This window comes from Mycoplana azooxidifex (assembly GCF_014196765.1).
GTDB classification, from domain to species: Bacteria; Pseudomonadota; Alphaproteobacteria; order Rhizobiales; family Rhizobiaceae; genus Mycoplana; species Mycoplana azooxidifex.
Genome location: NZ_JACIEE010000001.1, coordinates 217,256 through 243,088 on the forward strand (window position 1 = coordinate 217,256; position 25,833 = coordinate 243,088).

Genomic DNA, 25,833 nt, shown 5'->3' on the forward strand with positions numbered 1-25,833 from the left:
CCGCAATGGCGTTTTCCAATCTCTTGAACCCGGGGATGGCGACGTCCGCATTGGGTCAGCCACGGAGCCGAACGGAATGGGTGAATGTAATGGGTCCTGACTAGCCTTCAATGCGAAATTTGACCGGAGGCAATCCGGTTGTGCAAACATGCAGCGAAACGACACTGGTGAATTCATGCTCCGCCGCCTTCTTCTCGGCATCCTCCCGCTGATTGCGCTGGCCGACCCCGCTGTGGCCGCCGGCCCCAGGATCGCGGTGGTCGCGCCCGCTTCCGGCCCGCTCGCCATCCTCGGCGAACAGGTCCGCGCCGGTGCACGCGTCGCGGCCAGGGCCAGCGGCGCCGAACTTGTCGAGATCGGCGAGGCCTGCAGCGAGCAGGGCGACAGCGCAATCGCGCCCGCCATCGTCTCGGCAAAGGCTGTGGCCGCGATCGGCTTTCTGTGCACCGAGGACCTCCAGTCCGTCCTTCCCGCACTTGCCGAAGCCGGCATCCCCGTGCTGACCCTTTCCGCACGGTCCGGCGTCCTGATGGAGGACGCGCTGAAGCGGAACTGGCCCCTTTTCCGGCTCGCACCTGCGCCGGGGATGGAAGCGCAGAAGGCGGTCGACGTGATCGCAGCGGAATGGGCGACGGAGCCCTTCGCGCTCATCGACGACGGCACGATCCACGCCCGGGAACTCGTCGAGGCCGTCCGGCTGAAGCTCGAGGAACGCGGAATGAAGCCCGTGTTCGTCGACACTTACCGTCCGGCCCAGGAGCAGCAGATCGGGCTGGTCCGGCGACTGGTGCGGGCCGGGGCGACACGCGTCTTCGTCGGCGGCGACCGCGGCGACATGGCCATCATCCTGCGAGACGCCAGGGCGGAGCGCCTGCCGCTGTCCTTCATGGGCGGAGAGATGCTGATGGCGGCCGATGCCCAGATCAAGCTCGCCAACGGTGCGCAGGCGATCGTTCTGCCGGCGGACGGGGTCACACCGGAAGGCATCGCTCTGGCGGCGGCGATGAAGGAGACGGGCATTATCGCCGAGGGCTACGTCTTCCCCGCCCACGCCGCCGTCACCGTCGTCAGCCGCGCCGCGGCGGCCGCCAGCGCCGCAAACCAGCCGCTGGACGTCCTGCTTCGGCAACAGACCTTTCCCACCGTCCTCGGCGCGATCGGCTTCGGGGAGAACCACGAATTGCGCGACAATCCCTACAGGCGGATGGAGTGGCGGGACGGCCGCTTCCAGCCGCTCGGCAACGCCACGGCAGGCGAGTGAGATGAAGCCCGGACCGCGCAACCTCATCACCGACGTCGGCGGCCTCCTGGTCGGCAACGCCTCGGATGCACGGCTGAAATCCGGCGTCACCGTCGTGCTGTGCGACAAGCCCGCCGTTGCCGCCGTCCAGGTGCTGGGCGGCGCGCCCGGCACGCGGGAGACGGATCTTTTGGAGGCCCACAACACCGTCCAGACGATCGATGCGATCTGCCTCTCGGGCGGCTCTGCCTACGGACTGGACGCCGCCTCGGGCGTGCAGGCGGCGCTGCGCGAGATGGGGCGCGGCTTTGCCGTCGGCCCCCACCTCGTTCCGATCGTCCCGGCGGCGATCCTCTTCGACCTCACCAATGGCGGCGACAAGGATTGGGGGCGGTATCCGCCCTACCGGGAACTCGGCCACACAGCAACGCTGGCAGCCGCAGCCGATTTCGCCACCGGCACGGCCGGCGCTGGGACCGGTGCTACGACGGCGACCTTCAAGGGCGGCATCGGCTCCGCCTCGACGGTGCTCGGAAGCGGTGTCACCGTCGGCGCGCTGGTCGCCGTCAATGCGCTCGGCTCGCCGACCATCGGCCCTTCCCGCCATTTCTGGGCCGCAGCCTTCGAGGAGGGCAACGAGTTCGGCGGGCTCGGCCTGCCGCAGGCGATCCCCGCCGAAGCACGACAGCCGCGGACCAAGCTCGGCGGCGCGACTGCGGCCCCCACCAATACGACGATCGCCGTGATCGCCACGGACGCCGTCCTGACCAAGGCGGAGGCCAGGCGGCTCGCCATCTCCGCGCATGACGGCTTCAGCCGGGCGTTGTGGCCGGCCCACACAGCACTCGACGGCGACCTGGTCTTCGCGATCGCGACCGGGACCAGCGGCAGGACGGTAACGCTGGAGGGTTTCATCGAACTCTGCGCCGCAGCCGCCTCGACGATGGCCCGCGCGATCGCCCGCGGCGTCCACGACGCCACGCCGGAGGCAGGCGACCTCGTGGCCTGCTGGCGCGACGCGAGCGACGGGCAACCGCGCTGATCGGGTTCCGGCCGTGCCCAGCCCCTCGCCTGCCCCGCACGATCCCTCGTTGTCCGATACCGCCGGCAATGCTATGGGCACGGCAGCACAACATGCCTCGGAGCCCGACATGACCCGCCCCATCCGGATCGCCCCCTCCATTCTCGCCGCCGACTACGCCAGGCTCGGCCAGGAGGTGCGCGACGTCGTCGCGGCCGGCGCCGACTGGGTCCACCTCGACATCATGGACGGGCATTTCGTTCCCAACATCTCCTTCGGTCCTGATGTCATCAAGGCGCTGCGCCCGCATACCGACGCCTTCTTCGATTGCCACCTGATGATCGCGCCCGCCGATCCCTATCTCGAAGCCTTCGCCAAGGCCGGTTGCGACGGCATCACGGTCCATGCCGAGGCCGGCCCGCATCTCGACCGCTCCATCCAGGCGATCAAGGCGATGGGCAAGAAGGCCGGCGTCTCGATCAATCCGGCCACGCCGGAAGCGGTGCTGGAGTATCTACTCGACAAGCTCGACCTTATCCTCGTCATGACGGTCAATCCCGGCTTCGGCGGCCAGAAGTTCATTCCGGCGATGGAAGAGAAGATCAGGCGCGTGCGCAGGATGATCGGCGAGCGTCCGATCGAGCTGCAGGTCGACGGTGGCATCGCGCTCGACACGATCGCGCTTCCGGCATCTGCCGGCGCCAACGTCTTCGTCGCCGGTTCCGCCATCTTCGGTGGCGGCCATGTTGACGCCTATCGCAAAACGATTGAAACTCTGCGGGCGAACGCGGAAGGGGCACGCGCTTGACGACAACCGGCAAAATCGCCGCTGTGATAATCGCTGCATGGCTTGCGCCGATGTCGGCATCGGCGGGCGACTTTGCGCAGGTGCGCCCGATCGGCTTTTCCCTCGACGGCAAGATCTTCGCCTACGAGGAATTCGGCATCCAGGACGGTTCGGGATCCGCCTATTCCAACATCTTTTTCATCGACACCGCCAAGGACGAGTACCTCCCCGGCTCGCCCATCCGCGTGCAGGCGCCGGAAAACGATTCCAGCCTGCGCAGGGTGCGCGCCGAGGCGGCGGCCAAGGCGAGCCCCGCGATCGCTCACTACAGTCTCAACGACCGTCCGGGCCAATTGGTCGCACTCAATCTCTACAGCGAAGTCGGCCCGGCCGCCGATACCTTGCGCTACTACGCCTTTCCGGCAGAACCGAGGGTCGGTCAACCCTACACGCTGCGGCTGACCGAAACGCCGGCACCGGTGCCGGCATCATGCGAAGGCCTGGTCGAAAAGGGCGTGGGCTTCACGCTCGCGTTTGCGGAAAAGTCAGGCGAGCCCGCCGACGAGATCGTCCACTCGGAGGAGCGGACGCCGCAGAGCCGCGGCTGCCCGACCGGCTATCGCATCGCCGGCGTCGTCACCTACGACGCGCCGCAGCAGCCGATCCACATGGCGCTCGTCATGGTCCTCCGCCTCGGCTTCGAGGGCCTCGACGGACGGTGGCTCGCCGTGCCGCTGAAACCTTGACGATGGCAGCAGAACGCCGGCGATTGCGGCTCCGGGGCACGGCGTCACCGGTGCCCCTGTTTCCGTCGCTGGCGGCACTCGGGGCCGGTTCCCTCGTCTGGGGCATGTTGATGGCCACTTCGGCGGTCGTATCCCTCTATCTCCGCAACCGGCTCGAGACCGATCATCTCGCCCAATTGCTGGCGCTCTACCTTGCCGGCGGGATGCTTGCCTGGCCGTTCGTCGTTCTCGCCGCCCGTCTCGTCGCCCGAAACGCCCGGCTGGAAACCCGCTTCGCCGCCTGCCTGGTGCTGCTTGCCACAGGCACCGTCGCGATGACGGCCTTCCTGTTTGCCATGGATTACCGGCTCTTCTACGCGCAATGGCACCAGCCGCTGCTGACGAAGACCGGGATACGACAGGTCTTCGGCACGTTTACGTCCGCAGTCTACCAGTTCGCCGTGCTGGGGCTCGGGCTCTATCTCCCGGTCGGCCTGCCCGTGCTTGCGGCCGTGAGCCTATGGCTCGCGAAAGCCATGCGTTGAGCTTTCGGGCCTTTCTTGATAGAGGGGCGCCAACGCCCCCTTGAAAGAAAGATCGAAGCCGATGATCCCCCGCTATTCCCGTCCGGACATGGTCGCCATCTGGTCGCCCGAAACGAAGTTCCGCATCTGGTTCGAGATCGAGGCGCACGCCTGCGACGCGCTGGCCGAACTCGGCGTCATCCCGAAGGAAGCGGCCCGGACCATCTGGGACAAGGGCGGCAAGGCCGTCTTCGACGTCGCCCGGATCGACGAGATCGAGGCGGTCACCAAGCACGATGTCATCGCGTTTCTGACCCACCTTGCCGAGATCGTCGGCCCCGACGCTCGCTTCGTCCACCAGGGCATGACCTCTTCGGATGTGCTCGACACGACGTTCAACATCCAGCTCGTACGCGCATCCGACATCCTGCTTGCCGGCGTCGAGCGCGTGCTGGCCGCACTGAAGACGCGCGCCTTCGAGCACAAGGACACCGTCCGCATCGGCCGCAGCCACGGCATCCATGCCGAACCGACGACGATGGGCCTGACGCTTGCCCGCTTCTATGCCGAGATGGACCGCAACTGCGCCCGTCTCGTCGCAGCGCGCGCGGAAATCGCCACCGGCGCGATCTCTGGGGCCGTCGGCACCTTCGCCAACATCGACCCGCAGGTCGAGGAACACGTCTGCGCCGCTCTCGGTCTCGTTCCCGAGCCCGTCTCCACCCAGGTCATCCCGCGCGACCGCCACGCCATGTTCTTCGCCACGCTCGGCGTCATCGCGTCCTCGATCGAGAACGTCGCGACCGAGATCCGCCACATGCAGCGCACCGAGGTACTGGAGGCCGAGGAGTTCTTCTCCCCCGGCCAGAAGGGTTCCTCGGCCATGCCACACAAGCGCAACCCGGTGCTGACCGAGAACCTGACGGGCCTCGCCCGCCTCGTGCGCATGTCGGTCGTCCCCGCCATGGAGAACGTCGCCCTCTGGCACGAGCGCGACATCAGCCATTCCAGCGTCGAGCGCGCCATCGGCCCCGACACGACGGTGACCCTCGACTTCGCCTTGAACCGGCTCGCCGGCGTCATCGAGAAGCTCGTCGTCTACCCGCAGAACATGGAGAAGAACCTCAACAAGTTCCGCGGCCTTGTTCATTCGCAGCGCGTGCTGCTGGCGCTGACGCAGGCAGGCGTATCGCGCGAGGACAGCTACCGGCTCGTCCAGCGCAACGCCATGAAGGTCTGGGAAGAAGGCAAGGACTTCCTGGAAGAGCTGCTCGCCGATAGGGAAGTGCGCGCAGCGCTTTCGGAAGAGCAGATCCGCGAGAAGTTCGATCTGGGATACCACACCAAGCACGTGGACACGATCTTCAGGCGGGTCTTCGGCGAAGCCTGAGCCGGTCTTGATACGAAGAAAGGCGCGGCCGGGACCGCGCCTTTCTCTTTGTCGGCGTCAAGCGACCGGCCGTGAAGGCGGTCGCAGGACCGGATCTCAGTTGTTCTGCACCTGCTCGATCGCCACGCCGAGCAGCTCGATCATCTGGCGGCGAATGTCGTCTTCGCTTTTGGCGACGCCGCCGGCATCGAAATCCGCCTTGACCTTGCGCACCACGTCCTCATGGCCGGCTTCCTCGAAATCGGCCGCCACGACTTCCTTCGCATAGGCGTCGAGGTCGCTCTTGCCGAGCAGTTCGCCGGCCCACAGGCCGAGAAGCTTGTTGCGCCGCGCCTCCGCCCTGAAGCGAAGTTCTTCGTCCTTGGCGAACTTGGCTTCGAAGGCCTTTTCGCGATCCTGCATGGCGGTCATGTCGAGACTCCCGTATATTTGAATCTGTTCCCAATGGGACTGCCGACCCATAAAACAAATGCGTGTCGAAAGTGCAACGTGAAGTTTGAGGCATGACTTGCGGAATGCCAAGGCCCTGAAATAAGGGGATCGGACGACTGGCCGATTGTGAAACCGGTACAATTCGTTTATGGACCCGGAAAGAATTGATACTGCGCTACCCAAGGGCGCCAACTACAGAGAAAAATCCATGAACCGTCGCCGCCGTATTTACGAGGGCAAGGCCAAGATTCTCTACGAGGGTCCTGAGCCGGGCACGCTGATCCAGTTCTTCAAGGACGACGCCACCGCCTTCAACAAGAAGAAGCATGACGTCATCGACGGCAAGGGCGTGCTCAACAACCGCATCTCCGAGTACCTCTTCACCCATCTGAACAAGATGGGCATCCCGACCCATTTCATCCGCCGCCTCAACATGCGCGAGCAGCTGATCAAGGAAGTCGAGATCATCCCGCTCGAAGTGGTGGTGCGCAACGTCGCAGCCGGCTCGCTGTCCAAGCGCCTCGGCATCGAGGAAGGCACCGTGCTGCCGCGCTCGATCATCGAGTTCTACTTCAAGGCCGACAACCTCGAGGACCCGCTGGTCTCCGAGGAACACATCACTGCCTTCGGCTGGGCCAGCCCGCAGGAACTCGACGACATCATGGCGCTCGCCATCCGCGTCAACGACTTCCTCTCCGGCCTGTTCCTCGGCGTCGGCATCCAGCTGGTCGATTTCAAGATCGAATGCGGCCGGCTCTACGAGGGCGACATGATGCGCATCATCATCGCCGACGAGATCTCGCCGGACAGCTGCCGCCTCTGGGACGTCAACACCCAGGAGAAGATGGACAAGGACCGCTTCCGCCGCGACATGGGCGGACTGCTGGAAGCCTACCAGGAAGTGGCAAGGCGCCTCGGCATCATCAACGAGAACGAGCCGATCCGCGGTACGGGTCCCGTTCTGGTCAAGTAGTTGTGGCGGAAATTCCCGCCGGCCCGTCAGGGCCGCATATGGACGCGTTTGAAGAGGAACACATGATCAAGGCACGCGTAACGGTCACGCTGAAGAACGGCGTCCTCGACCCGCAGGGCAAGGCGATCGAAGGCGCGCTCGGCAGCCTCGGCTTCGACGGCGTCGGCCATATCCGCCAGGGCAAGGTCTTTGACCTCGAGCTGCAGACCGCCGACCGCGCCAAGGCCGAAGCCGACTTGAAGGACATGTGCGAGAAGCTTCTGGCCAACACGGTAATCGAGAACTATACTATCGCCCTCGCCTGATGGTTGAAGGAGCGGACGAATGGCCGAGATTGACGGTGATCTGATTTATGAACTGCTGAAGAAGATGCATGTTCGGATGGACAAGCTGGATGGCAGCATGTCCGATCTTCGAAGCGAAATGATCAACATGCGCGGCGTAATGGTCTCCATGCAGCAGGACGTTCATCAGATCTACATGCGCCTCGACCGCGTTGACCAACGCCTAGACCGTATCGACAACCGCCTCGAATTGCGTGAACTCGCAGAGGCCCAGGCAAAGTTTGAGCCACACCCATGAAGTCAGCCGTCGTCCAGCTTCCAGGCCTGAACCGTGACCGCGACATGATCGCGGCGCTGACCAAGATCGGCGGCAAGGCGCCCGTGACCGTCTGGCAGACGGAGACGGAGATCCCGGCCGGCGTCGACCTGATCGTCATCCCCGGCGGCTTCTCCTATGGCGACTACCTGCGCTGCGGCGCGATCGCGGCCCGGATGCCGGTGATGCAGGCGATCAAGGCCAAGGCGGATGCGGGCGTGAAGGTCCTCGGCGTCTGCAACGGCTTCCAGATCCTGCTCGAGGCCGGCATGCTGCCAGGCGCGCTGATGCGCAATGCCTCGCTGAAGTTCGTCTGCCGGGAGATCAGGCTGGAGGTGGCGAACGCCGATACGGCCTTCACCAGCGCCTACGCCCAGGGCCAGGTCCTGCGCTGCCCGGTCGCCCATCACGACGGCAACTATTTTGCCGACCCCGAGACGATGGCGAAGATCGAGGGCAACGGACAGGTCGTGTTCCGCTATGCCGAGGGCACCAACCCGAACGGTTCGATGAACGACATCGCCGGCGTGATCAACGAGAAGGGCAACGTGCTCGGCATGATGCCGCACCCGGAAAACCTGATCGAGGCCGCTCATGGCGGTTCCGACGGACGCGGCCTGTTCGCCTCCGCCCTCGACGTCATCGCCGCTTAACCATCAGCCTCTATCAAGGGCGCCTGTCCCGTCTGAAAGTCCCTTCATGCGCCCCTTTTCCCTCTCCGCGGCCCTCAATGCGGCTGCCGTTACGACCGTCTCCGTCCTCGTCGTCGCCTGCCAATCAGCCCCGCCCGCGCCCAAGGCGAATTCGGCAGCACTTCCGACGATGGAACGGATCGCGCTCGGCGCCAATTCCTGCTGGTTCAAGTCGGGCGATGCCGCCTTCAAGACCTATCGCCTCGCGCCGGAACTGAACTCCTTCTCCGGCAAGCCGCGCATCCTCGTCGTCCCTCGCCGTTCGCCCGAATCCCGCCCGCTCCTCGTCGTGCAGGCGGAAGGCCACCCGGCAAAACTCAGCGCCTTCGGCCCGCTGATGGACGAACCGGTATCCGGCCGCGTTGCCGCCGACGTCAAGCGCTGGGCGGCAGGCGGCACCGGCTGCAGCTGATCCGGCGCCCCGCCTCCGTATCCACCCATCTTCCTTCACAACAGTAGCCCGGCGCCGGGAACCTTTCCCGACGCGATCTCGTTTACCGCCTTCATGACCATTCAGATTCTGCACAATCCCCGCTGCTCCATCTCCCGAAACGTCCTGGCCAGGATCCGCGACACCGGCCAGGAGCCGGAGATCGTCGAGTACCTGAAGAACCCGCCGACACGGGAGGAACTGCTCGGCATCCTGATGGCGATGGAGGCCGAACCGCGCGACATCCTGCGGACGAAGGAGCCGCTGGCCCGCGCGCTCGGCCTGCTCGACCCGCAGCGTTCCGACCGCGAGATCATGGACGCCATGCTGGCCAACCCGATCCTGATCGAGCGGCCGATCGTCATGACGAGGAAGGGTGCCCGCCTCTGCCGCCCGGTAGAGAAGCTGGACGAGATCCTCTGAGCTTTCCCGCTACGCCACCTTGTTGAAGCGGGCATTTTCCTGTCGCGCCGTGCTGCCGCTTGCGCTAAAGAAACCGCAAAGCCCTCACCTCACGGACAAGACGAGAGACGATGACCATCTCCAACAGCCGCCCTATCACCCCGGAGCTTATCGCCGCCCACGGGCTGAAGCCGGATGAGTATGAGCGCATCCTGTCACTGATCGGCCGCGAACCGACGTTTACCGAACTCGGTATCTTCTCGGCCATGTGGAACGAGCATTGCTCCTACAAGTCGTCCAAGAAATGGCTGCGCACGCTGCCGACGAAGGGCCCGCGCGTCATCCAGGGTCCGGGCGAGAATGCCGGCGTGGTCGACATCGACGATGGCGACGTCGTCGTCTTCAAGATGGAGAGCCACAACCACCCCTCCTATATCGAGCCCTACCAGGGTGCTGCCACCGGCGTCGGCGGCATCCTGCGCGACGTCTTCACCATGGGCGCGCGTCCGATCGCCGCCATGAACGCACTCCGCTTCGGCGCGCCTGACCATCCCAAGACCCGCCACCTGGTATCCGGCGTCGTCGCCGGCGTCGGCGGCTACGGCAACTCCTTCGGCGTTCCCACTGTCGGCGGCGAGGTCGAGTTCGATCCGCGCTACAACGGCAACATCCTCGTCAACGCCTTTGCCGCAGGCCTCGCCAAGTCCGACGCGATCTTCCTGTCCGAGGCCAAGGGCGTCGGCTTGCCCGTCGTCTATCTCGGCGCCAAGACCGGCCGTGACGGCGTCGGCGGCGCGACCATGGCGTCGGCCGAGTTCGACGAATCCATCGAGGAGAAGCGCCCGACCGTTCAGGTCGGCGACCCCTTCACCGAGAAGTGCCTGCTGGAAGCCTGCCTGGAACTGATGAAGACCGGCGCGGTCATCGCCATCCAGGATATGGGGGCTGCCGGGCTGACCTGTTCGGCCGTCGAGATGGGCGCCAAGGGCGACCTCGGCATCGAGCTCAACCTCGACCTCGTGCCGGTCCGCGAAGACCGTATGACGGCCTACGAGATGATGCTGTCGGAAAGCCAGGAGCGCATGCTCATGGTCCTGGAGCCGGAGAGGGAAGAGGTTGCCAAGGCAATCTTCGTCAAGTGGGGCCTCGATTTTGCGATCGTCGGCCATACCACCGACGACCTGCGTTTCCGCATCCTCCATCAGGGCGAGGAAGTGGCGAACCTGCCGATCAAGGATCTGGGCGACCAGGCCCCCGAATACGACCGTCCGTGGCGCGAGCCCGGCAAGCCGGCGCCCCTGCCCGCTTCTCTCGTCGCCGAGCCCAACGACTACGGCCTGGCGCTGCTGAAGCTCGTCGGCTCGCCGAACCAGTCCAGCCGCCGCTGGGTCTACGAGCAGTACGACACGCTGATCCAGGGCAATTCGCTGCAGATCCCCGGCGGCGACGCCGGTGTCGTCCGCGTCGAGGGCCATCCGACCAAGGCGCTCGCCTTCTCCTCAGACGTCACCCCGCGCTACGTCGAGGCCGATCCGTTCGAGGGCGGCAAGCAGGCGGTCGCCGAATGCTGGCGCAACATCACCGCAACCGGCGCCGAGCCGCTGGCGGCCACCGACAACCTCAATTTCGGCAACCCGGAAAAGCCGGACACGATGGGCCAGTTCGTCAAGGCCATCCAGGGCATCGGCGAGGCCTGCCGCGCGCTCGACTTCCCGATCGTCTCCGGCAACGTCTCGCTCTACAACGAGACCAACGGCGTGGCGATCCTGCCGACACCCACGATCGCCGGCGTCGGCCTCCTGCCCGACTGGTCGACCATGGCCAGGATCGGCGGCGCCAACGCGGGCGACCAGATCGTGCTGATCGGCGCGGACGGCAGCCATCTCGGCCAGTCGGTCTACCTGCGCGACGTGCTCGGCATCGTCGATGGCCCGGCGCCGGAAGTCGATCTCGTGATCGAGCGCCGCAACGGCGACTTCGTCCGCTCGGCGATCCGCAACGGCCAGTTCTCCGCCTGCCACGACATATCCTCCGGCGGCCTGGCGGTAGCACTTGCCGAGATGGCAATGGCTTCGGGCAAGGGTATGGAGATCAGCCTGAAGGATTGCAACGGCCCGGCGCATGCGCTGCTCTTCGGCGAGGACCAGGCGCGCTATGTCGTCGCCATGCCCGCCGACATGGCGAACTTCCTCTGCGCCAATACGGAAGGGGCCGGCGTGCCGTTCCGGCGGCTCGGCACGGTCGGCGGCACCGACCTCGTCATCGACGATCTGCTGCGGGTGTCGATTGAACAATTGCGCGACACCCATGAATCGTGGTTCCCTGATTTCATGGATGGCAGCTCGAACGCCGCAGCCGCCGCCGAATAGAACAAGAAAGGGAGCACGCAATATGCCCATGGCACCAGGTGAAATCGAAGACATGATCAAGGCTGGGATCCCCGGAGCCAAGGTCACGATCCGCGATCTGGCAGGCGATGGGGATCACTATGCCGCAGAGGTCGTCGCGGAAGCCTTCCGCGGCAAGACCCGCGTCCAGCAGCACCAGATGGTCTACAACGCGCTCAAGGGAAACATGGGCGGCATCCTGCACGCGCTCGCCCTCCAGACCTCTGCGCCGGAGTGAGACGCCCCCGATGGCCAGCCTGATCGAGGATTTCGTCTCCGGAGTCGTCAGCAGCGCCCTCAAGGAGGTGCTGAAGAAGACCGGCGTGAAGAAGACCACCAGGCGCACGCGCCGCCGCACGACGAAAGCCAAGTCCGGCGGCCTCATCGCCGACATCGTCGAGGCGGCGCTGAAGAAGAAGCCCGCCCGCAAGCAGGTCAGCCGCCGCCGGACCGGCGCCTCCCGCAGCAGACAGCGCCGCACCGGTTGATCCGGCGGCCGATCATCAGCACAATTGATGGAACAATTCAGCGCAGGGTGATGGAAAATCGCCTTGCGCATGCTATCTAGGGGCAACGCAGTCCGGACCTTGAACCCGGACGGGAAAGGAACCGGACTATGAGTGGCATCAACGATTTCATCGACAACGAAGTCAAGAACAACGACGTCGTCGTCTTCATGAAGGGCACCCCGCAGTTCCCGCAGTGTGGGTTCTCCGGCCAGGTGGTGCAGATCCTCGACTATGTCGGCGTCGACTACAAGGGCGTCAACGTTCTGGCAGATGCCGACCTGCGCCAGGGCATCAAGGACTATTCCAACTGGCCGACCATTCCCCAGCTCTACGTCAAGGGCGAGTTCGTCGGCGGCTGCGATATCGTCCGCGAGATGTTCCAGTCCGGCGAGTTGCAGTCGCATCTGCAGGCGCAGGGAATTGCGGTCAAGGGCGCCGCCTGACGCCCCAGCCGCATCACATCATCAAATCGTTACAAGGCGCCGCTACCCACGGCGCCTTCTCTCATTTTTTGGAATTTCATCATGACTGCTATTTCACCCGAGGCGTCCAGACGCCTCAACGGCATGGGCAAAGGTGAGTTCATCGGCCTCATGGCGATGTTGATGGCGCTGAATGCGCTCGCCATCGATATCATGCTGCCAGGCCTGCAGGAGATCGGCGCCAGCCTCGGCGTCGTCAACGAGAACCATCGTCAGTACGTCATCTCAGCCTATCTGATCGGCTTCGCCTGTGCCCAGCTCTTCTACGGACCGGTTTCCGACCGCTTCGGTCGCCGCATACCGATGTTCGTCGGCCTCGGCATCTACATCGTCTCCGCACTTGCAGCCGTCGTCGTGCCCTCCTTCACAGCCCTGCTGGTGCTGCGCTTCGTCCAGGGCATCGGCTCGGCGGCCATGCGCGTGATCACCATCTCGATCGTACGCGACATCTATGGTGGCCGCGCCATGGCCGAGATCATGTCGCTGATCATGATGGTCTTCATGGTCGTTCCGGTGCTGGCACCCGGCACCGGCCAGGTCGTCATGCTCTTCGGCGACTGGCACCTGATCTTCATCTTCATGGGCGTCATCGCCGCTGTGGTCGGCGCCTGGATGTACCTGCGGCTGCCGGAGACGCTGGCGCCGGAAGACGTCCGCCCGTTCACGCCGGCGTCCATCCTGGGAGGGTTCAAGATCGTCCTGACCAACCGGGTGGCTCTCTGTTACACGCTGGCGAGCACCTTCATCTTCGGCGCGCTGTTCGGCTTCATCAATTCCGCCCAGCAGATCTATGTCGGCGTCTACGGACTCGGCGTCTGGTTCCCCGTGGCCTTTGCCGGCGTCGCCGCCTTCATGGCCCTTTCGTCCTTCGTCAACTCCCGCCTCGTCGGCCGCTTCGGCATGCGTCGGCTTTCCCACGGGGCACTGCTCGGCTTTCTCGCCGTCAACGGCCTCTGGCTGGTGCTGACGCTCACCGCGCAAGACCACCACCTGCCCTTCGCCGCCTTCATCGTGCTGTTTGCCGTGTCGATGTTCCAGTTCGGCTGGATCGGCTCCAACTTCAACTCACTCGCCATGGAGCCGCTCGGCCATGTCGCCGGCACCGCCTCCTCCGTGCTCGGCTTCATGGGGACTGCCGGCGGCGCCGTCATCGGCGGCCTCATCGGCCAGTCCTTCAACGGCACTGCCGTGCCGCTGGTCTCCGGCTTCTTCATTCTGTCGATCATCGGCCTGGTCTTCGTGCTGATCGCCGAGCGCGGCAAGCTGTTCCAGCCACACAATCCGGCGATCTGAGCCTTGCGGCAGACAGATATGAAAAGGGCCGGACGATCGCTCGTCCGGCCCTTTGTCTTGCGCATGTCGTAGTCGCAAAACCGCTGCACACTTTTGCGCGACATGCTTTATTCTCGCGCCGCCGCTCAGTCGACGACGAACACCTCGCGCCGCATCATCTCCCAGCTCTCCCGATCCGGCGCCAGCAACAGCCCGCCCTCGACATGGCGGGGCTCGTACGCCGAACCGTCGAAGCGGGCGGCGAAGGCACCGGCCTCCTGGCTGATCAGCGTGCCGGCCAGGTGATCCCAGGGCATCAGCTTGTTGTACATCAGGTAGTGCACGTGGCCGGCGGCGAAGGTGCGGTATTCGTGCGCGGCGCAGCGATAGTTGGAGGCGAAGGCGACCTTGGCGAGGTTCGCCATCACGCCGGCGCGCTTTTCCGGCGAAAGGAAGCCGGTGGAGGCCATGCCGGTCATGTCCTCCAGCGCGACCGGGGCGGCAGCCTTCAGGCGGACGGCGGGACGGTTCCCACCGGTCTGCCAGGCGCCGGCGCCCTTTTCCGCCAGCACGAAGTCGTCGCCCATCGGATCGTAGATGACGCCGGCGATCGTCTCGCCGCCGGCGATCACGGATGCCATCACGCCGAAGAGCGGCACGCCGGCTGCAAAGTTGAAGGTGCCGTCGATCGGATCGACCACGACGGCGAGGTCGGCCTCGGCGAGCTTCGGCAGCAGCGCCGGATCGGCGGCGACGCTTTCCTCGCCGACGAACAGGGCGCCCGGCAGAACCGCGTCCATGCCCGCCTTGATGAAGCGTTCGGCGGCCTCGTCTGCCTCGGTCACGAGGTCGATCGCGCTGGTCTTGATGCGGACGTCGCCGTCGGCGAGCGCGCGGAAGCGCGGGCGGATCTCGACCTCGGCCGCCTGGCTGAGGAGGAAGGCAAGGGCATTGATGTCAAAGCTGGTCGTCATTTGAAGGCACCGTCGTGAGGGAGGAAAAATCGAAGAGTGCGGGATCGAGCAGGTGCGACGGGTTCACATGCGAAAGCGCCCGCAGCATCGTGTCCTTGCGGCCCGGCATGCGCGCCTCGATGTCGGCGAGCATCGCCTTCATCGCATTGCGCTGCAGGCCGTCCTGCGAGCCGCACAGGTCGCACGGGATGATCGGAAACCGCATGGCGGCCGCGAACCTGGCAAGGTCGTCCTCGGCCGCATAGGCGAGCGGGCGCAGCACCATCAGGTCGCCCTCGTCGTTGACGAGCTTCGCCGGCATCGAGGCGAGCCGGCCGCCGTGGAAGAAGTTCATGAAGAAGGTCTCGAGGATATCCTCGCGGTGATGGCCGAGCACCAACGCGTCGCAGCCCTCCTCGCGGGCGATGCGGTAGAGATTGCCGCGCCGGAGCCGCGAGCACAGCGAGCAGTAGGTCGCCCCCGCCGGAACCTTCTCCTTCACCACCGAATAGGTGTCGCGATACTCGATGCGGTGCCTGATCCCGATCGAGGACAGGTAGTCGGGCAGGATGTGCTTCGGAAAATTCGGCTGGCCCTGGTCGAGATTGCAGGCGATCAGTTCCACCGGCAGCAGGCCGCGCCATTGCAGGTCCATCAGCAGCGCCAGCAGGCCGTAGCTGTCCTTGCCGCCCGAGACGCCCACCAGCCAGCGCGTCTGCCCCTTCAGCATGGAAAAGTCCTCGAACGCCTGACGGACCTGCCGCAGCAGCCGCTTGCGCAGCTTGTTGAAGGAGACCGACTGCGGCGCGTCAGTAAACAGCGGATGGCGCTGGCCGCCGTCGTCGGCATCGTCGTCGGTCTTGAGCGCAAGCGTCATCGGAACTTCCGTGGTCACATCGTCGAGGTTGCAATGCCCCGAACGGGCGGCACAATCAAGCACCAAAAACCGACCAGCCGGTGCGGGCAGCCAGCATTTCCAGCGCGATCGTGCCAAGAGCGGAATTGCCGACATCGTTCAGGCCGGGCGACCAGACGGCGATCGAAGCCTTGCCGGGTGCGATCGCCAGGATGCCGCCGCCGACACCGCTCTTGCCCGGCAGACCGACATGGTAGGCGAAATCGCCCGAACCGTCATAGTGCCCGCAGGTCAGCATCAGCGCATTGATGCGCCGCGCCCGCTGGGGTGAGACGACGCGGTGGCCGGTCAGCGGGTTGGTGCCGCCGGCAGCGAGGTAAAGCCCCGCCCTGGCGAGCTGCCGGCTCATGGCGATCGCGCACTGGTGGAAATAGACGCCGAGCACGTGCTCGACCGGATGGATCAGCCGGTCGAAGGAGCGCATGAAATTGGCGAGTGCGGCATTCCTGTAGCCCGTCGCCGCCTCCGAGCGGGCAACCTCGCCGTCGATGACGATCTCCTCCTCGTCGGCAAGATACCGCACGAAGCGCAGGATTTCGCCGATCGCTTCCTTCGGCGGATGGCCGGCAAGCAGGAGGTCGCTGATCGCGATCGCCCCGGCATTGATGAACGGATTGCGCGGAATTCCCTCCTCCCGTTCGAGCTGTACGATGGAGTTGAAGGCAGAGCCCGAAGGCTCGCGTCCCACCCGCTTCCAGATCGCATCGCCATGCTTTCCGAGCGCGATCGTCAGCGTGAACACCTTCGAGATGCTCTGGATGGAAAAGGCGGCATCCGCATCGCCGGCAAGATGGACGGCACCGTCCACGGTCACCACGGCCAGGCCGAACCGGTCGGGCGCCACCCGCGCCAGCTGCGGAATATAGTCGGGCAGCCGCCCCTCGCCGAACCGCGGCGAAAGTTCGCGGTGGATATCGGCCACGATCGTCTGCAGGTCAGGCATGCGCGATCCTCCGGCAACAACTCCCTAAAGACGAAAAAGCCGCCCGTTTCGGGGCGGCTCTCGCAATCGGCAGGCTCGCGCGGAAATCAGCGCGAGTAGAATTCGACGACCAGGTTCGGTTCCATGACGACCGGGTACGGAACGTCGCCCAGGCCCGGGATACGTGCGAAGGTCGCAACCATCTTGTTGTGGTCGACTTCGATGTAGTCCGGAACGTCGCGCTCGGCGAGCTGGACCGATTCCAGAACCGTCACGAGCTGCTTGGACTTCTCGCGCACTTCGATGACGTCGCCGGCCTTGCAGCGGTAGGAACCGATGTTGACGCGGACGCCGTTGACCTTGACGTGGCCGTGGTTGACGAACTGGCGGGCAGCGAAAACCGTCGGAACGAACTTGGAGCGGTAGACGATCGCGTCGAGGCGCGATTCCAGCAGACCGATCAGGTTCTCCGAGGTGTCGCCCTTGCGGCGGTTGGCTTCGTCGTAGATCGAGCGGAACTGCTTCTCGCGCAGGTCGCCGTAGTAGCCCTTCAGCTTCTGCTTGGCGCGCAGCTGCACGCCGAAGTCGGAGAGCTTGGACTTGCGGCGCTGGCCGTGCTGGCCCGGACCGTATTCGCGGCGGTTGACCGGGGACTTCGGACGCCCCCAGATGTTTTCGCCCATGCGGCGGTCGATTTTGTACTTCGATGCAGCGCGCTTGCTCATCGCATTTCCTTTCAGACAGTTACACCGGTCTGTTGCCAGACCGGATCAAGGAAACACGCCCTCCTCTGAATGCCGTTTTCGGCTTTCTGACAGATGTCTCACGATACGCGACCGGAGAAACCACGGGACATGTCAAATGAAACACCGGACATCTCTGCCCGGCGTTGAGCGGGTGAATAGGAGGATTGCCCGGCAAAGTCAATGCGTAATACCAACCCGCGTTGGTGCAAAGGTATAGAAATCGCCTTATTCCGCAGCCGGCCGCAGCGTCTCGGTCAGGTCCGGCCCGTTTGCGTCGCCGGGCGCGGTCTCGCAGGCGAGGTCCGGGAAGGCGACGATCCTCAGCCCGGCCGCATCGCTGTGCACCACGATCAGCCCCTGCTCCTCGAAATAGCCGAGCAGGCGCCGGGCCCGGCGGGCGGAGTGCGTGCCGTAGGCGCGCGCGATCATCGCGTCGGACGGGCACGGCAGGCCGCGGACGGCCGATTGCGCCACGAGCAGGAACACGCCCTGCAGATCCTCCGTGACGGAACGGGAAAGCTCCAGCGCGGTCGTCCAGACCTCAGTAGCGGCAGTCGCGGCATCGACGCCGGAGCGGGCCACCGCCATCTTGCGACGGAAGGCCGGCAGCGACAGCGGTGCGCCGGGCACGCGGCGGATCCGGCAGCGCACGAGGAAATCCTGGAACAGTTCCGCATCCGCCCGGAAGGCAGCACCCGGATTGTCGAGAATCTCGGAGAGCACGTGATCGAGCAGCGCCTCGCGCTCCTCCGCCGGCATTTCCGGCGCCGCCGGCCGCGCGGGTTCCAAGGATAGCGGTTCCGGCCGCGCGCGGGAAAGTTCGGCGAGAATGTCGGTGGTCGGGCGCGGCTGCGGGGCGACGCGGCGCGTAAGCGGGCGCGTGAACTCTTCCGGATCCGGCGTGAAGATCAGGTCCTCGACGTCCTGCGGCGCCTCCGGCAACGGCATCAATTTCGGGCTCGTCGAGCGGGCCGATGTCTCGACTACGCCGATCGTTACCGACAGCGGCCGCCGCGACAGCGCCGGGCCGAGCGCCACGAAGGAGCCGCGCTTCAGATCGCGGAACATCTCCGCCTGCCGGCGGTCCATGCCCAGAAGATCGGCCGCGCGCGCCATGTCGATGTCGAGGAAGGTGCGGCCCATCAGGAAGTTGGAGGCTTCGGCGGCGACGTTCTTGGCGAGCTTGGCGAGCCGCTGCGTGGCGATCACGCCGGCAAGCCCGCGCTTTCGGCCGCGGCACATCAGATTGGTCATCGCGCCGAGCGAAAGCTTACGCGCCTCCTCGCCGACGTCGCCCGCGACCGACGGCGCAAACATCTGCGCCTCGTCGACCACGACGAGCACCGGATACCAGTAGTCGCGGTCGGCGTCGAACATGGCGTTGAGGAAGATGCCGGCCGTGCGCATCTGCTGCTCGACCTCCAGCCCCTCGAGCGACAGCACGCAGGAGACGCGGTGCTGGCGGATGCGGGTGGCGATGCCGACGAGTTCCGCATCGCTACGCTCGCCCTCGACCACGACATGGCCGAACTTGTCGGCGAGCGTGACGAAATCGCCTTCCGGATCGATGATGCACTGCTGCACCCAGGGCGCGGACTGTTCCAAAAGCCGCCGCAGCAGGTGCGACTTGCCCGAACCGGAATTGCCCTGGACGAGAAGACGGGTGGCCAGCAGTTCCTCGATATCGAGCGTGGCCGGCGCGCCGCCCTGCGCCGTTCCCATGTCGATGCCGACCTTCATGCGACCCTCGTGCCCAACCAACCGATTCGTCCGGCAGCAAGGGCCGGGAAATAAGCGCGACACCTAGCACGAAAACGTCACGGCACGGACGTTCGAATTGCGCCTACCCACAGGAAGCTGCGCCTGCCCTGCCCCGCCCCCCTAGGCAAATTCGCCGGAGCCGTACTTCAGCCGGTCGATGTCGAGAATGCCGCCGGATTGAAGCTGGTCCATGCTGGCCTTGACGGAGCGGATGCGATCCTCGTGGTCCGCGATGCCGAACTGCATCAGTGCCCGCTCCGGATTGGACGACTCGATCGCCGCCTTGAGCTTCGGGTAGGCGCCACGACCGGCCCGGCCCTGGTGGAGAACGTCGAAGACCCACATCGCATAGCGAAGCTTCCGGCCGACGATGGGAACGCCGTTCTGCGCTGCCCGCTTCGTCTTCCGCCTGGCGATCTCGATCGTCAATCCGATCTGCAGTTCCCTGTGCTCCTCCGATTCCATCATGCCGAAGATGGCGCGGGCAGCACTGACGACCTCAGCGTTGTCGATGGTGGAAAGGTCCGGATTGAGATAGGCCATGAAGTGCCTGAGTTCGCGATCGGTAACGACCTCCAGGTTTCTGGTGCCACCGGACGGCAGCGTCTGGTGCACCTTGCCGCCGACCAGCGTCAGGTCGGGGAAGTAGCGTCCGGCATCCGGAAGCGCCAGCAGCCGCCGGTACAGGACGATCAGGTTCTCGTCGGGCGTATGCGCCGCCAGTTGCGAGAAGCCGATCGTGAAGCGTGCCCGGTCATAGGTATTGATGCAGGCGAAATGCGCCTTCGATTCGCCGATCGCGGTCGGCCAGATGAAATGCGCCCACTGGCCATGCCGGGTCGCCGCGTCGTTGTTGTCGTAAACGCCTGCCGGCGTCATCGAGAGATCGTAGATATTTGTCAGGCCGATATTGCGTTCATACCTGACCTGCCGGCCGATGAAGACCTTGGTGCCGTTGGCCTTCGCATAGTAACGGGTCTTGCCGCCGTCGACTTCCTTGGAGATCTCGAAGGACAAGGGTGCGCCGTCGTCTTCGGCATCCGGGCGCGGGCGGAGAGGCCCGGATTCGTCGTCGCCGTCATCCACCTCCGCATCGTCGTCTTCCGCCGCGGGTGTTGCGATCGCCGGCACGCCGCCGTCCAGATAGGGAAGATCGATACCGAGCGCGTCAGCCGTCATCGGCCCGACAATGCCGTCCGCATCCTCGGTGCCGAGGACCCGCTTCTGGAATGTCATCAGCGCGTTGAGGCTGTCGAAGCCGAATTCGCCATCGACGTCGCCCGCGTCATATTCAAGCGCGTTCAGCTTTGCCTGCATCGAGCGAACGATCTCTCCCTGCGAGCCGAAGCGAAGGCTCTGGCGCATCTGCTGGCTCCCGACGACGGCCATGCTCTGCGCCTCGTAACCGCTGAAGAGCGCGTAGCGGAAGTTGCCCTGATCCGCCGCGTAGGCATTGTCGAGGAACTGCTTCCAGGGCCCCTCGTCCCGGCTCGCCGCACCTCTCTTCGTGCATTTCGGGAACCCGGCCACCACCTGGCAGCCGACGCTGGAGTAGCTCGGTGACGCCGGTCCGTTGCTCCAGCCGCAATGGAGGTTGTCCCAGGCGATGAAGCCGGAGCGCATGTCCACGAAGTCGGCCGTATCGTAGTCGTCGTCGTCTGCCGTGCGCCACACGGGGAAGAAGCCGTGCTGGCGGAAGGCGCGATGTCCTGTGGGCTTGCCGGGCTTGTGGATGCCCTTCCGGTAGGTGTAGCAGCCGAGCATCAACTGGTTGGCTCCGTAGCCGCCATGCGGAATGCGGCTTCTGACATAGGCCCCATCAGGCACCGTGCTCGCGGGAAAGACGGCAAAGCCGTGGCCGGGCTTCCACTGGCCGAGCGTGCAGCGCATATGCGTGTAATCCACGTCGTGAAGGTTCATTTCGTGGCTGCTGGCGAAGTCGGTTCCGTTATAGTTGACAGGCAGGCAGCCGCGGAGACCGAAAAAGGCCATTCCACCGGAAGGAATGGGATAGTTGCATCGCTTCCACATCAATTCGATCGACGTCTCAGTCAAATTGAACATGACGAACCCCCAATATCGCGCGTGATATAGATTTGACGAAATATAATAGATCATTTATAGAGCATCAATATTGGGTGAATTTGACTTTCTGAAATGAAAACAAAGACTATATCACAAATAATTACGTATGATCCCGCAAAACACCCGAAGTGATTACGGAATACATCGAAAAGATCCGCCAGTAATACTGAATAAAAGATCTGATAGGCGCGTCTCGCGGCGTCAACAGACGCCCAGGCGCCCTACACCCGCAGTCCGAAGCCCTGCATCAGCCGGCGCGTGGCGAAATCGGGGTTGCCGGAGGTGAAGACGGCGATGTCCTCGCCCGCTGCGGTCCCCTCCGACGCGATGCCGTCGAGGGGCGGCACGAGCCGCCGGGCCTGGCGCGCGATCGCCTCCGCCGGGTCCAGCCAGTCGACCGGCCAGGGCGCAAGCCTGCGGAACAGGTTGGCCATGAAGGGATAGTGCGTGCAGGCGAGCACGACGATGTCGGTCTTCCTGCCTTCCTGCTCCAGGAAGCACTGGGCGATCTCCGCCCGCACGTCGTCGTCGGACAGCGCCTCGCCGCGGATATAGGCTTCCGCCATGCGCGCGAGGTTTTCCGACCCGACCAGCCGCACGTGGCACTGGCTGGCAAACGACTGGATCAGGTCGCGCGTATAGGCCCGCTTCACCGTGCCCGGCGTCGCCAACACCGAGACCAGCCCGGATCGCGTGCGCTCCGCCGCCGGCTTGATCGCCGGAACGGTGCCGACGAAACGCATCTGCGGGAAGGCGGCGCGCAGGTCGGCACCGACCAGCGTAAAGGCGGTGTTGCAGGCGATGACGCAGATCTCGGGGTCGTGCTCGGCCAGCAGCCGCTCGAACAGCGCCACGATCCGCACCTTCAGCGCCCCCTCCTCCCAACCGCCATAGGGAAAGCCCGCGTCGTCCGCGACATAGGTGAAATGCCGCTCCGGCATCATCACGCGCGCCTCGCGCAGCACCGTCAGCCCGCCGATGCCGCTGTCGAACACGAGGATGGGCTTGGCACTACTCGTCGTCACGCTCAGCCTTCGGCCTTCTGTTGCGGGTGCGGTTGGGTGAGGGCGTGCCGCGCGGGGATTCGCGCGTAAAACGATCGAGACAGGAGATGATGCCGCGCAAGACCTGGATTTCCGAGCCGGTGAAGGAAGGACGCGTGAGCGCCGAGCGCAGGTTTTCGATCAATTTCGGCTTTTTGGCGGCCGGCCGGAAGTAGCCGCGCGCATCGAGCGCCTCTTCCATATGGTCGAACAGGCCCTGCAACTCGTCCTTCTTGGCCGGGCGCTGCGGCAGGGCGGAAAAGGCGGTCTCCTCGATCGAGCCGGTCCCCGTCTTCATCCACTCGTAGCTCATCAGCAGAACCGCCTGGGCGAGGTTCAGCGAAGCGAAGGCGGGATTGACGGGAAAGGTCACGAGTTCGTCGGCGAGCGCGATCTCCTCGTTGGTCAGCCCCGTGCGCTCGCGCCCGAACAGGATGCCGGTCGCCTCGCCCGCCCGGAAGCGCGTGCGCAGCGTCTCGGCCGCCACCACGGGCGAGCGGACCTCCTTGTAGCCGTAGCGGTCGCGGGCGGTGGTGGCATAGACGAAATTGAGGTCGGCGACGGCCGCCTCAAGCGACGAGTACACCTTTGTTGCGGCGATCACGTGATCGGCCTTGCTCGCAGCCGAGATCGCCTTCTCGCTTGGCCAGCCGTCGCGCGGATTGACGAGGCGCAGTTCGGCCAGCCCGAAATTGGCCATGGCGCGCGCAACCATGCCGATGTTCTCGCCAAGCTGCGGATGGACCAGAATGATCGCCGGCCCCTCCGCTATCAGTTCTCGCTCGCTGTTCGTTCCCGCCATCGCCTTCAGACCGCCACGTTTCTCTCCGGCAGCGACCGGGCTGGCTTGTTGCAGCCCGGGCCTGCCGCCACAAGACGGGTCCCTGCCATATCCCGCACAAAAAGGAAAGGAAGCGCTACTCCGGAGAGACGTCTTCCTCTGTTTCGCCGTCCTGCGGTGTCGGGTTGGCTCCCTCCCTGGCGATCGCCTGCATCTCCGTCTTCAGCGAGCCCGGGTCGCCGTCCTGCGGGCGCAGGATGTCGTCGATCACCGCCTTGCCCTCTTCCTCGACCACGTTGAAGTCGACCTCCGCCGGCTTCCAGTCCGGCTCGCGCTCGCCGAAGCAATGGGTGTTGTCGAAGGTGGTCCTAACGGTCGTCACACCGCCCGCCGGCGGCTGCGCCTCGATCTTGAGGTCCTTGATCGTGCAACCGTCCTGGCCCATGGCGATCACGTCGTAGTCGAACGGCGAACCGCCGTCCTCATAGGCCGGATACTTCGCGGCCTCGCGATACTTGGCGGCGAAGTCCTTGCTGTAGAGCCGCGGCAGGAACTCGTCGTTGAAATAGTCGACATAGGCCGGCGGGTCGTCGTTGTCGTCGGCGACGTCGGCCCAGTTCTTCGTCACCGTCTCCATGATCTCGCGAACGGGCGCGGTGGCGTCTGCGGCAAACGCAAACGACGGCAGGACGACGAGGGTGGCGGCAAGGCACAGGCGTATCATGAAAATCTCCCGAGCAGGTCGGATCAGAGGGCCGGACGGCCGGTAACAGGGAATCACTTCGGCGTGAGACAACACCGGCAATGGGGACAAATTCTGGCGACGCGAATCATGCGCCGACGGTGCAAGGGCAGCGACCACATTCCAGCCCGGCGGGGAAGCGAAAATTATGCCCGCCGGCGCCCGCTCGGCTTTGCCTTCCAGCCCTGCAATGCTATAGGCGCACACGATCCAACCTTCACGAAACGGGGCAATCCGCCCTCATCAGGCAGCGAGGCATTCCATGGCAAAGATCAAGGTCGCAAATCCGGTCGTCGAGCTCGACGGCGACGAGATGACCCGCATCATCTGGCAGTTCATCAAGGACAAGCTGATCCACCCCTACCTCGACGTCGACCTGGAATACTACGATCTCAGCGTCGAGAACCGGGACGCCACCGAGGACCAGGTGACGATCGATGCCGCCAAGGCGATCAAGAAGCACGGCGTCGGCGTGAAGTGCGCGACCATCACCCCGGACGAGGGCCGCGTCGAGGAATTCAAGCTGAAGAAGATGTGGAAGTCGCCGAACGGCACGATCCGCAACATCCTCGGCGGCGTCATCTTCCGCGAGCCGATCATCTGCAAGAACGTGCCCCGCCTCGTGCCCGGCTGGACCAAGCCGATCATCGTCGGCCGCCACGCCTTCGGCGACCAGTACCGCGCCACCGACTTCAAGTTCCCCGGCAAGGGCAAGCTGACGATGAAGTTTGTCGGCGAGGACGGCAAGGAGATCGAATATGACGTGTTCGACGCCCCGTCGGCCGGCGTCGCCATGGGCATGTACAACCTCGACGATTCGATCACCGAATTCGCCCGCGCCTCGCTGAACTACGGCCTGCAGCGTAAGGTGCCGGTGTATCTGTCGACCAAGAACACCATCCTCAAGATCTATGATGGCCGCTTCAAGGACATCTTCCAGGAAGTGTTCGACAAGGAATTCGCGGAAAAATTCAAGGAAGCGAAGATCTGGTACGAGCACCGCCTGATCGACGACATGGTCGCCTCGGCGCTGAAGTGGTCCGGCGGCTATGTCTGGGCCTGCAAGAACTATGACGGCGACGTCCAGTCAGACATCGTAGCACAAGGCTTCGGCTCGCTCGGCCTGATGACCTCGGTGCTGATGACACCTGACGGCCAGACGGTGGAAGCCGAAGCCGCCCACGGCACGGTCACCCGCCACTACCGCCAGCACCAGAAGGGCGAGGAGACCTCGACCAACTCGATCGCCTCGATCTTCGCCTGGACCCGAGGCCTCGCGCACCGCGCCAAGCTCGACAACAATGCCGAGCTCGCCAGGTTCGCCGACACGCTGGAGAAGGTCTGCGTCGACACCGTCGAGGCCGGCTTCATGACCAAGGACCTGGCGCTCCTGATCGGCCCCGACCAGCCCTGGCTCTCCACCACCGGCTTCCTCGACAAGATCGACGAGAACCTGCAGAAAGCCATGGCGGCCTGATCGGCAGGGCAGATCGCCACAACGGCATCCGAAGGACCCGGCCTTGCGCCGGGTCTTTCTGTTTTCCGCCCGGGAAATTGGCCGCTCCCCATCTTGCGCGGCGAGCGATGCGGGTATATACCCGAGACATGCCGAACGATACGTGTCACTGTATCCTGCTGCGCAAAGCCTCCCGCAAGGTCTCCTCCTACTACGACGAGGCCCTGGCGCCACTCGGCGTGAACATCGGCCAGTTCAGCCTGCTGAGGAACATCAACCGCATGGCGCCGGTGTCGCTGACGGATCTCGCATCCCGGGTCGAACTCGACCGATCGACCGTCGGCCGCAACGCCAAGGTTCTCGAACGCATGGGGTTGATCGCGATCGGCCACGGCAAGGATCAGCGCGAGGCGATGCTGGTGGTCACCCAGACGGGACAGGCGACCCTCAAGCAGGGCGCGCCCCTCTGGGATGGCGTTCAGGACGATATCGAAGCCCGGCTGGGTCCGGACAAGACCAGGCAGTTGCAGGAACTGCTCGCAGCGCTTTAGTTATTTGGCAA

Annotated in this window: 29 protein-coding genes; 19 read left to right on the plus strand and 10 right to left on the minus strand. The window is 64.8% G+C overall.

What is annotated here, in order from left to right:
* Positions 1-175 precede the first annotated feature (175 nt).
* From GGQ64_RS01065 to purB, 6 genes are all read left to right on the plus strand, one after another.
* The gene (locus GGQ64_RS01065; protein WP_183797980.1) at positions 176-1,261 is read left to right on the plus strand and encodes an ABC transporter substrate-binding protein; all 1,086 of its coding nucleotides are present in this window, start codon (positions 176-178) and stop codon (positions 1,259-1,261) included.
* A gap of 1 nt (position 1,262) precedes the next feature.
* Positions 1,263-2,282 (plus strand): P1 family peptidase, encoded by a 1,020-nt coding sequence (locus tag GGQ64_RS01070; protein WP_183797982.1) that lies wholly within the window; start codon positions 1,263-1,265, stop codon positions 2,280-2,282.
* 109 nt (positions 2,283-2,391) lie between these two features.
* Positions 2,392-3,069, plus strand: coding sequence for a ribulose-phosphate 3-epimerase (gene rpe, locus GGQ64_RS01075; protein ID WP_183797984.1), 678 nt, complete (start codon positions 2,392-2,394; stop codon positions 3,067-3,069).
* Between the two features lie 50 nt (positions 3,070-3,119).
* Positions 3,120-3,794, plus strand: coding sequence for a DUF2259 domain-containing protein (locus tag GGQ64_RS01080; protein ID WP_183797987.1), 675 nt, complete (start codon positions 3,120-3,122; stop codon positions 3,792-3,794).
* Between the two features lie 2 nt (positions 3,795-3,796).
* On the plus strand, positions 3,797-4,318 hold the full coding sequence (locus GGQ64_RS01085; protein WP_425488472.1) for a hypothetical protein: 522 nt from the start codon (positions 3,797-3,799) through the stop codon (positions 4,316-4,318).
* A 61-nt stretch (positions 4,319-4,379) separates the two neighbouring features.
* Positions 4,380-5,687, plus strand: coding sequence for an adenylosuccinate lyase (purB, locus tag GGQ64_RS01090; protein WP_183797989.1), 1,308 nt, complete (start codon positions 4,380-4,382; stop codon positions 5,685-5,687).
* 96 nt (positions 5,688-5,783) lie between these two features.
* Here purB and GGQ64_RS01095 read toward each other — a convergent pair whose 3' ends face one another.
* The gene (locus GGQ64_RS01095) at positions 5,784-6,098 is read right to left on the minus strand and encodes a DUF1476 domain-containing protein (protein ID WP_183797991.1); all 315 of its coding nucleotides are present in this window, start codon (positions 6,096-6,098) and stop codon (positions 5,784-5,786) included.
* A 229-nt stretch (positions 6,099-6,327) separates the two neighbouring features.
* On the opposite strand from GGQ64_RS01095, the gene purC reads away from it, so the two are divergent.
* The 11 genes from purC (at position 6,328) to GGQ64_RS01150 (ending at position 13,887) form a co-directional block, all read left to right on the plus strand.
* The gene (gene purC / locus GGQ64_RS01100; protein WP_097140942.1) at positions 6,328-7,092 is read left to right on the plus strand and encodes a phosphoribosylaminoimidazolesuccinocarboxamide synthase; all 765 of its coding nucleotides are present in this window, start codon (positions 6,328-6,330) and stop codon (positions 7,090-7,092) included.
* Between the two features lie 62 nt (positions 7,093-7,154).
* Positions 7,155-7,397, plus strand: coding sequence for a phosphoribosylformylglycinamidine synthase subunit PurS (purS, locus tag GGQ64_RS01105; RefSeq protein ID WP_183797993.1), 243 nt, complete (start codon positions 7,155-7,157; stop codon positions 7,395-7,397).
* Positions 7,398-7,416: 19 nt separating this feature from the next.
* Positions 7,417-7,674: a hypothetical protein gene (locus tag GGQ64_RS01110; RefSeq protein ID WP_183797995.1), complete on the plus strand. Its 258-nt coding sequence runs from the start codon at positions 7,417-7,419 to the stop codon at positions 7,672-7,674.
* Positions 7,671-8,345, plus strand: a complete 675-nt coding sequence (gene purQ / locus GGQ64_RS01115) for a phosphoribosylformylglycinamidine synthase subunit PurQ (RefSeq protein ID WP_183797997.1) — start codon at positions 7,671-7,673, stop codon at positions 8,343-8,345. Before GGQ64_RS01110 ends, purQ begins: the two co-directional genes overlap by 4 nt.
* Positions 8,346-8,391: 46 nt before the next feature.
* Complete coding sequence (locus tag GGQ64_RS01120) at positions 8,392-8,796, plus strand: hypothetical protein (protein WP_183797999.1); 405 nt, start codon at positions 8,392-8,394, stop codon at positions 8,794-8,796.
* Between the two features lie 93 nt (positions 8,797-8,889).
* On the plus strand, positions 8,890-9,237 hold the full coding sequence (gene arsC, locus GGQ64_RS01125; protein WP_183798001.1) for an arsenate reductase (glutaredoxin): 348 nt from the start codon (positions 8,890-8,892) through the stop codon (positions 9,235-9,237).
* A 110-nt stretch (positions 9,238-9,347) separates the two neighbouring features.
* Entirely contained in the window at positions 9,348-11,585 is a 2,238-nt protein-coding gene (gene purL / locus GGQ64_RS01130) for a phosphoribosylformylglycinamidine synthase subunit PurL (RefSeq protein ID WP_183798002.1), read from the plus strand.
* A gap of 22 nt (positions 11,586-11,607) precedes the next feature.
* Positions 11,608-11,841 carry a BolA/IbaG family iron-sulfur metabolism protein gene (locus GGQ64_RS01135; protein ID WP_112599856.1) on the plus strand — a complete coding sequence of 78 codons (234 nt, stop codon included), beginning with the start codon at positions 11,608-11,610 and terminating at the stop codon, positions 11,839-11,841.
* 10 nt (positions 11,842-11,851) lie between these two features.
* Positions 11,852-12,091, plus strand: a complete 240-nt coding sequence (locus GGQ64_RS01140) for a hypothetical protein (RefSeq protein WP_183798004.1) — start codon at positions 11,852-11,854, stop codon at positions 12,089-12,091.
* Positions 12,092-12,219: 128 nt separating this feature from the next.
* On the plus strand, positions 12,220-12,555 hold the full coding sequence (gene grxD / locus GGQ64_RS01145) for a Grx4 family monothiol glutaredoxin (protein WP_183798006.1): 336 nt from the start codon (positions 12,220-12,222) through the stop codon (positions 12,553-12,555).
* 123 nt (positions 12,556-12,678) lie between these two features.
* Positions 12,679-13,887, plus strand: coding sequence for a multidrug effflux MFS transporter (locus tag GGQ64_RS01150; protein ID WP_183799091.1), 1,209 nt, complete (start codon positions 12,679-12,681; stop codon positions 13,885-13,887).
* 125 nt (positions 13,888-14,012) lie between these two features.
* Here GGQ64_RS01150 and GGQ64_RS01155 read toward each other — a convergent pair whose 3' ends face one another.
* The 9 genes from GGQ64_RS01155 to GGQ64_RS01195 form a co-directional block, all read right to left on the minus strand.
* On the minus strand, positions 14,013-14,840 hold the full coding sequence (locus GGQ64_RS01155; protein WP_183798008.1) for an inositol monophosphatase family protein: 828 nt from the start codon (positions 14,838-14,840) through the stop codon (positions 14,013-14,015).
* Positions 14,824-15,696: a tRNA 2-thiocytidine(32) synthetase TtcA gene (gene ttcA / locus GGQ64_RS01160; protein ID WP_183798010.1), complete on the minus strand. Its 873-nt coding sequence runs from the start codon at positions 15,694-15,696 to the stop codon at positions 14,824-14,826. Before ttcA ends, GGQ64_RS01155 begins: the two co-directional genes overlap by 17 nt.
* A gap of 55 nt (positions 15,697-15,751) precedes the next feature.
* On the minus strand, positions 15,752-16,678 hold the full coding sequence (locus tag GGQ64_RS01165) for a glutaminase (RefSeq protein ID WP_183798011.1): 927 nt from the start codon (positions 16,676-16,678) through the stop codon (positions 15,752-15,754).
* 86 nt (positions 16,679-16,764) lie between these two features.
* Positions 16,765-17,382, minus strand: coding sequence for a 30S ribosomal protein S4 (gene rpsD / locus GGQ64_RS01170; RefSeq protein ID WP_183798013.1), 618 nt, complete (start codon positions 17,380-17,382; stop codon positions 16,765-16,767).
* Between the two features lie 246 nt (positions 17,383-17,628).
* On the minus strand, positions 17,629-19,143 hold the full coding sequence (locus GGQ64_RS01175; RefSeq protein ID WP_183798015.1) for a helicase HerA domain-containing protein: 1,515 nt from the start codon (positions 19,141-19,143) through the stop codon (positions 17,629-17,631).
* 141 nt (positions 19,144-19,284) lie between these two features.
* On the minus strand, positions 19,285-21,084 hold the full coding sequence (locus GGQ64_RS01180) for a peptidoglycan-binding domain-containing protein (RefSeq protein ID WP_183798017.1): 1,800 nt from the start codon (positions 21,082-21,084) through the stop codon (positions 19,285-19,287).
* Between the two features lie 386 nt (positions 21,085-21,470).
* Positions 21,471-22,274, minus strand: a complete 804-nt coding sequence (gene murI / locus GGQ64_RS01185; protein WP_183798019.1) for a glutamate racemase — start codon at positions 22,272-22,274, stop codon at positions 21,471-21,473.
* Positions 22,261-23,094, minus strand: coding sequence for an RNA methyltransferase (locus GGQ64_RS01190; RefSeq protein WP_183798021.1), 834 nt, complete (start codon positions 23,092-23,094; stop codon positions 22,261-22,263). Before GGQ64_RS01190 ends, murI begins: the two co-directional genes overlap by 14 nt.
* Positions 23,095-23,209: 115 nt before the next feature.
* Entirely contained in the window at positions 23,210-23,797 is a 588-nt protein-coding gene (locus tag GGQ64_RS01195) for a hypothetical protein (protein WP_183798023.1), read from the minus strand.
* 280 nt (positions 23,798-24,077) lie between these two features.
* Here GGQ64_RS01195 and GGQ64_RS01200 point away from each other — a divergent pair, with 280 nt between their 5' ends.
* The gene (locus GGQ64_RS01200; protein WP_183798025.1) at positions 24,078-25,292 is read left to right on the plus strand and encodes an NADP-dependent isocitrate dehydrogenase; all 1,215 of its coding nucleotides are present in this window, start codon (positions 24,078-24,080) and stop codon (positions 25,290-25,292) included.
* 128 nt (positions 25,293-25,420) lie between these two features.
* Positions 25,421-25,822: a MarR family winged helix-turn-helix transcriptional regulator gene (locus GGQ64_RS01205; protein ID WP_183798027.1), complete on the plus strand. Its 402-nt coding sequence runs from the start codon at positions 25,421-25,423 to the stop codon at positions 25,820-25,822.
* Positions 25,823-25,833 lie beyond the last annotated feature (11 nt).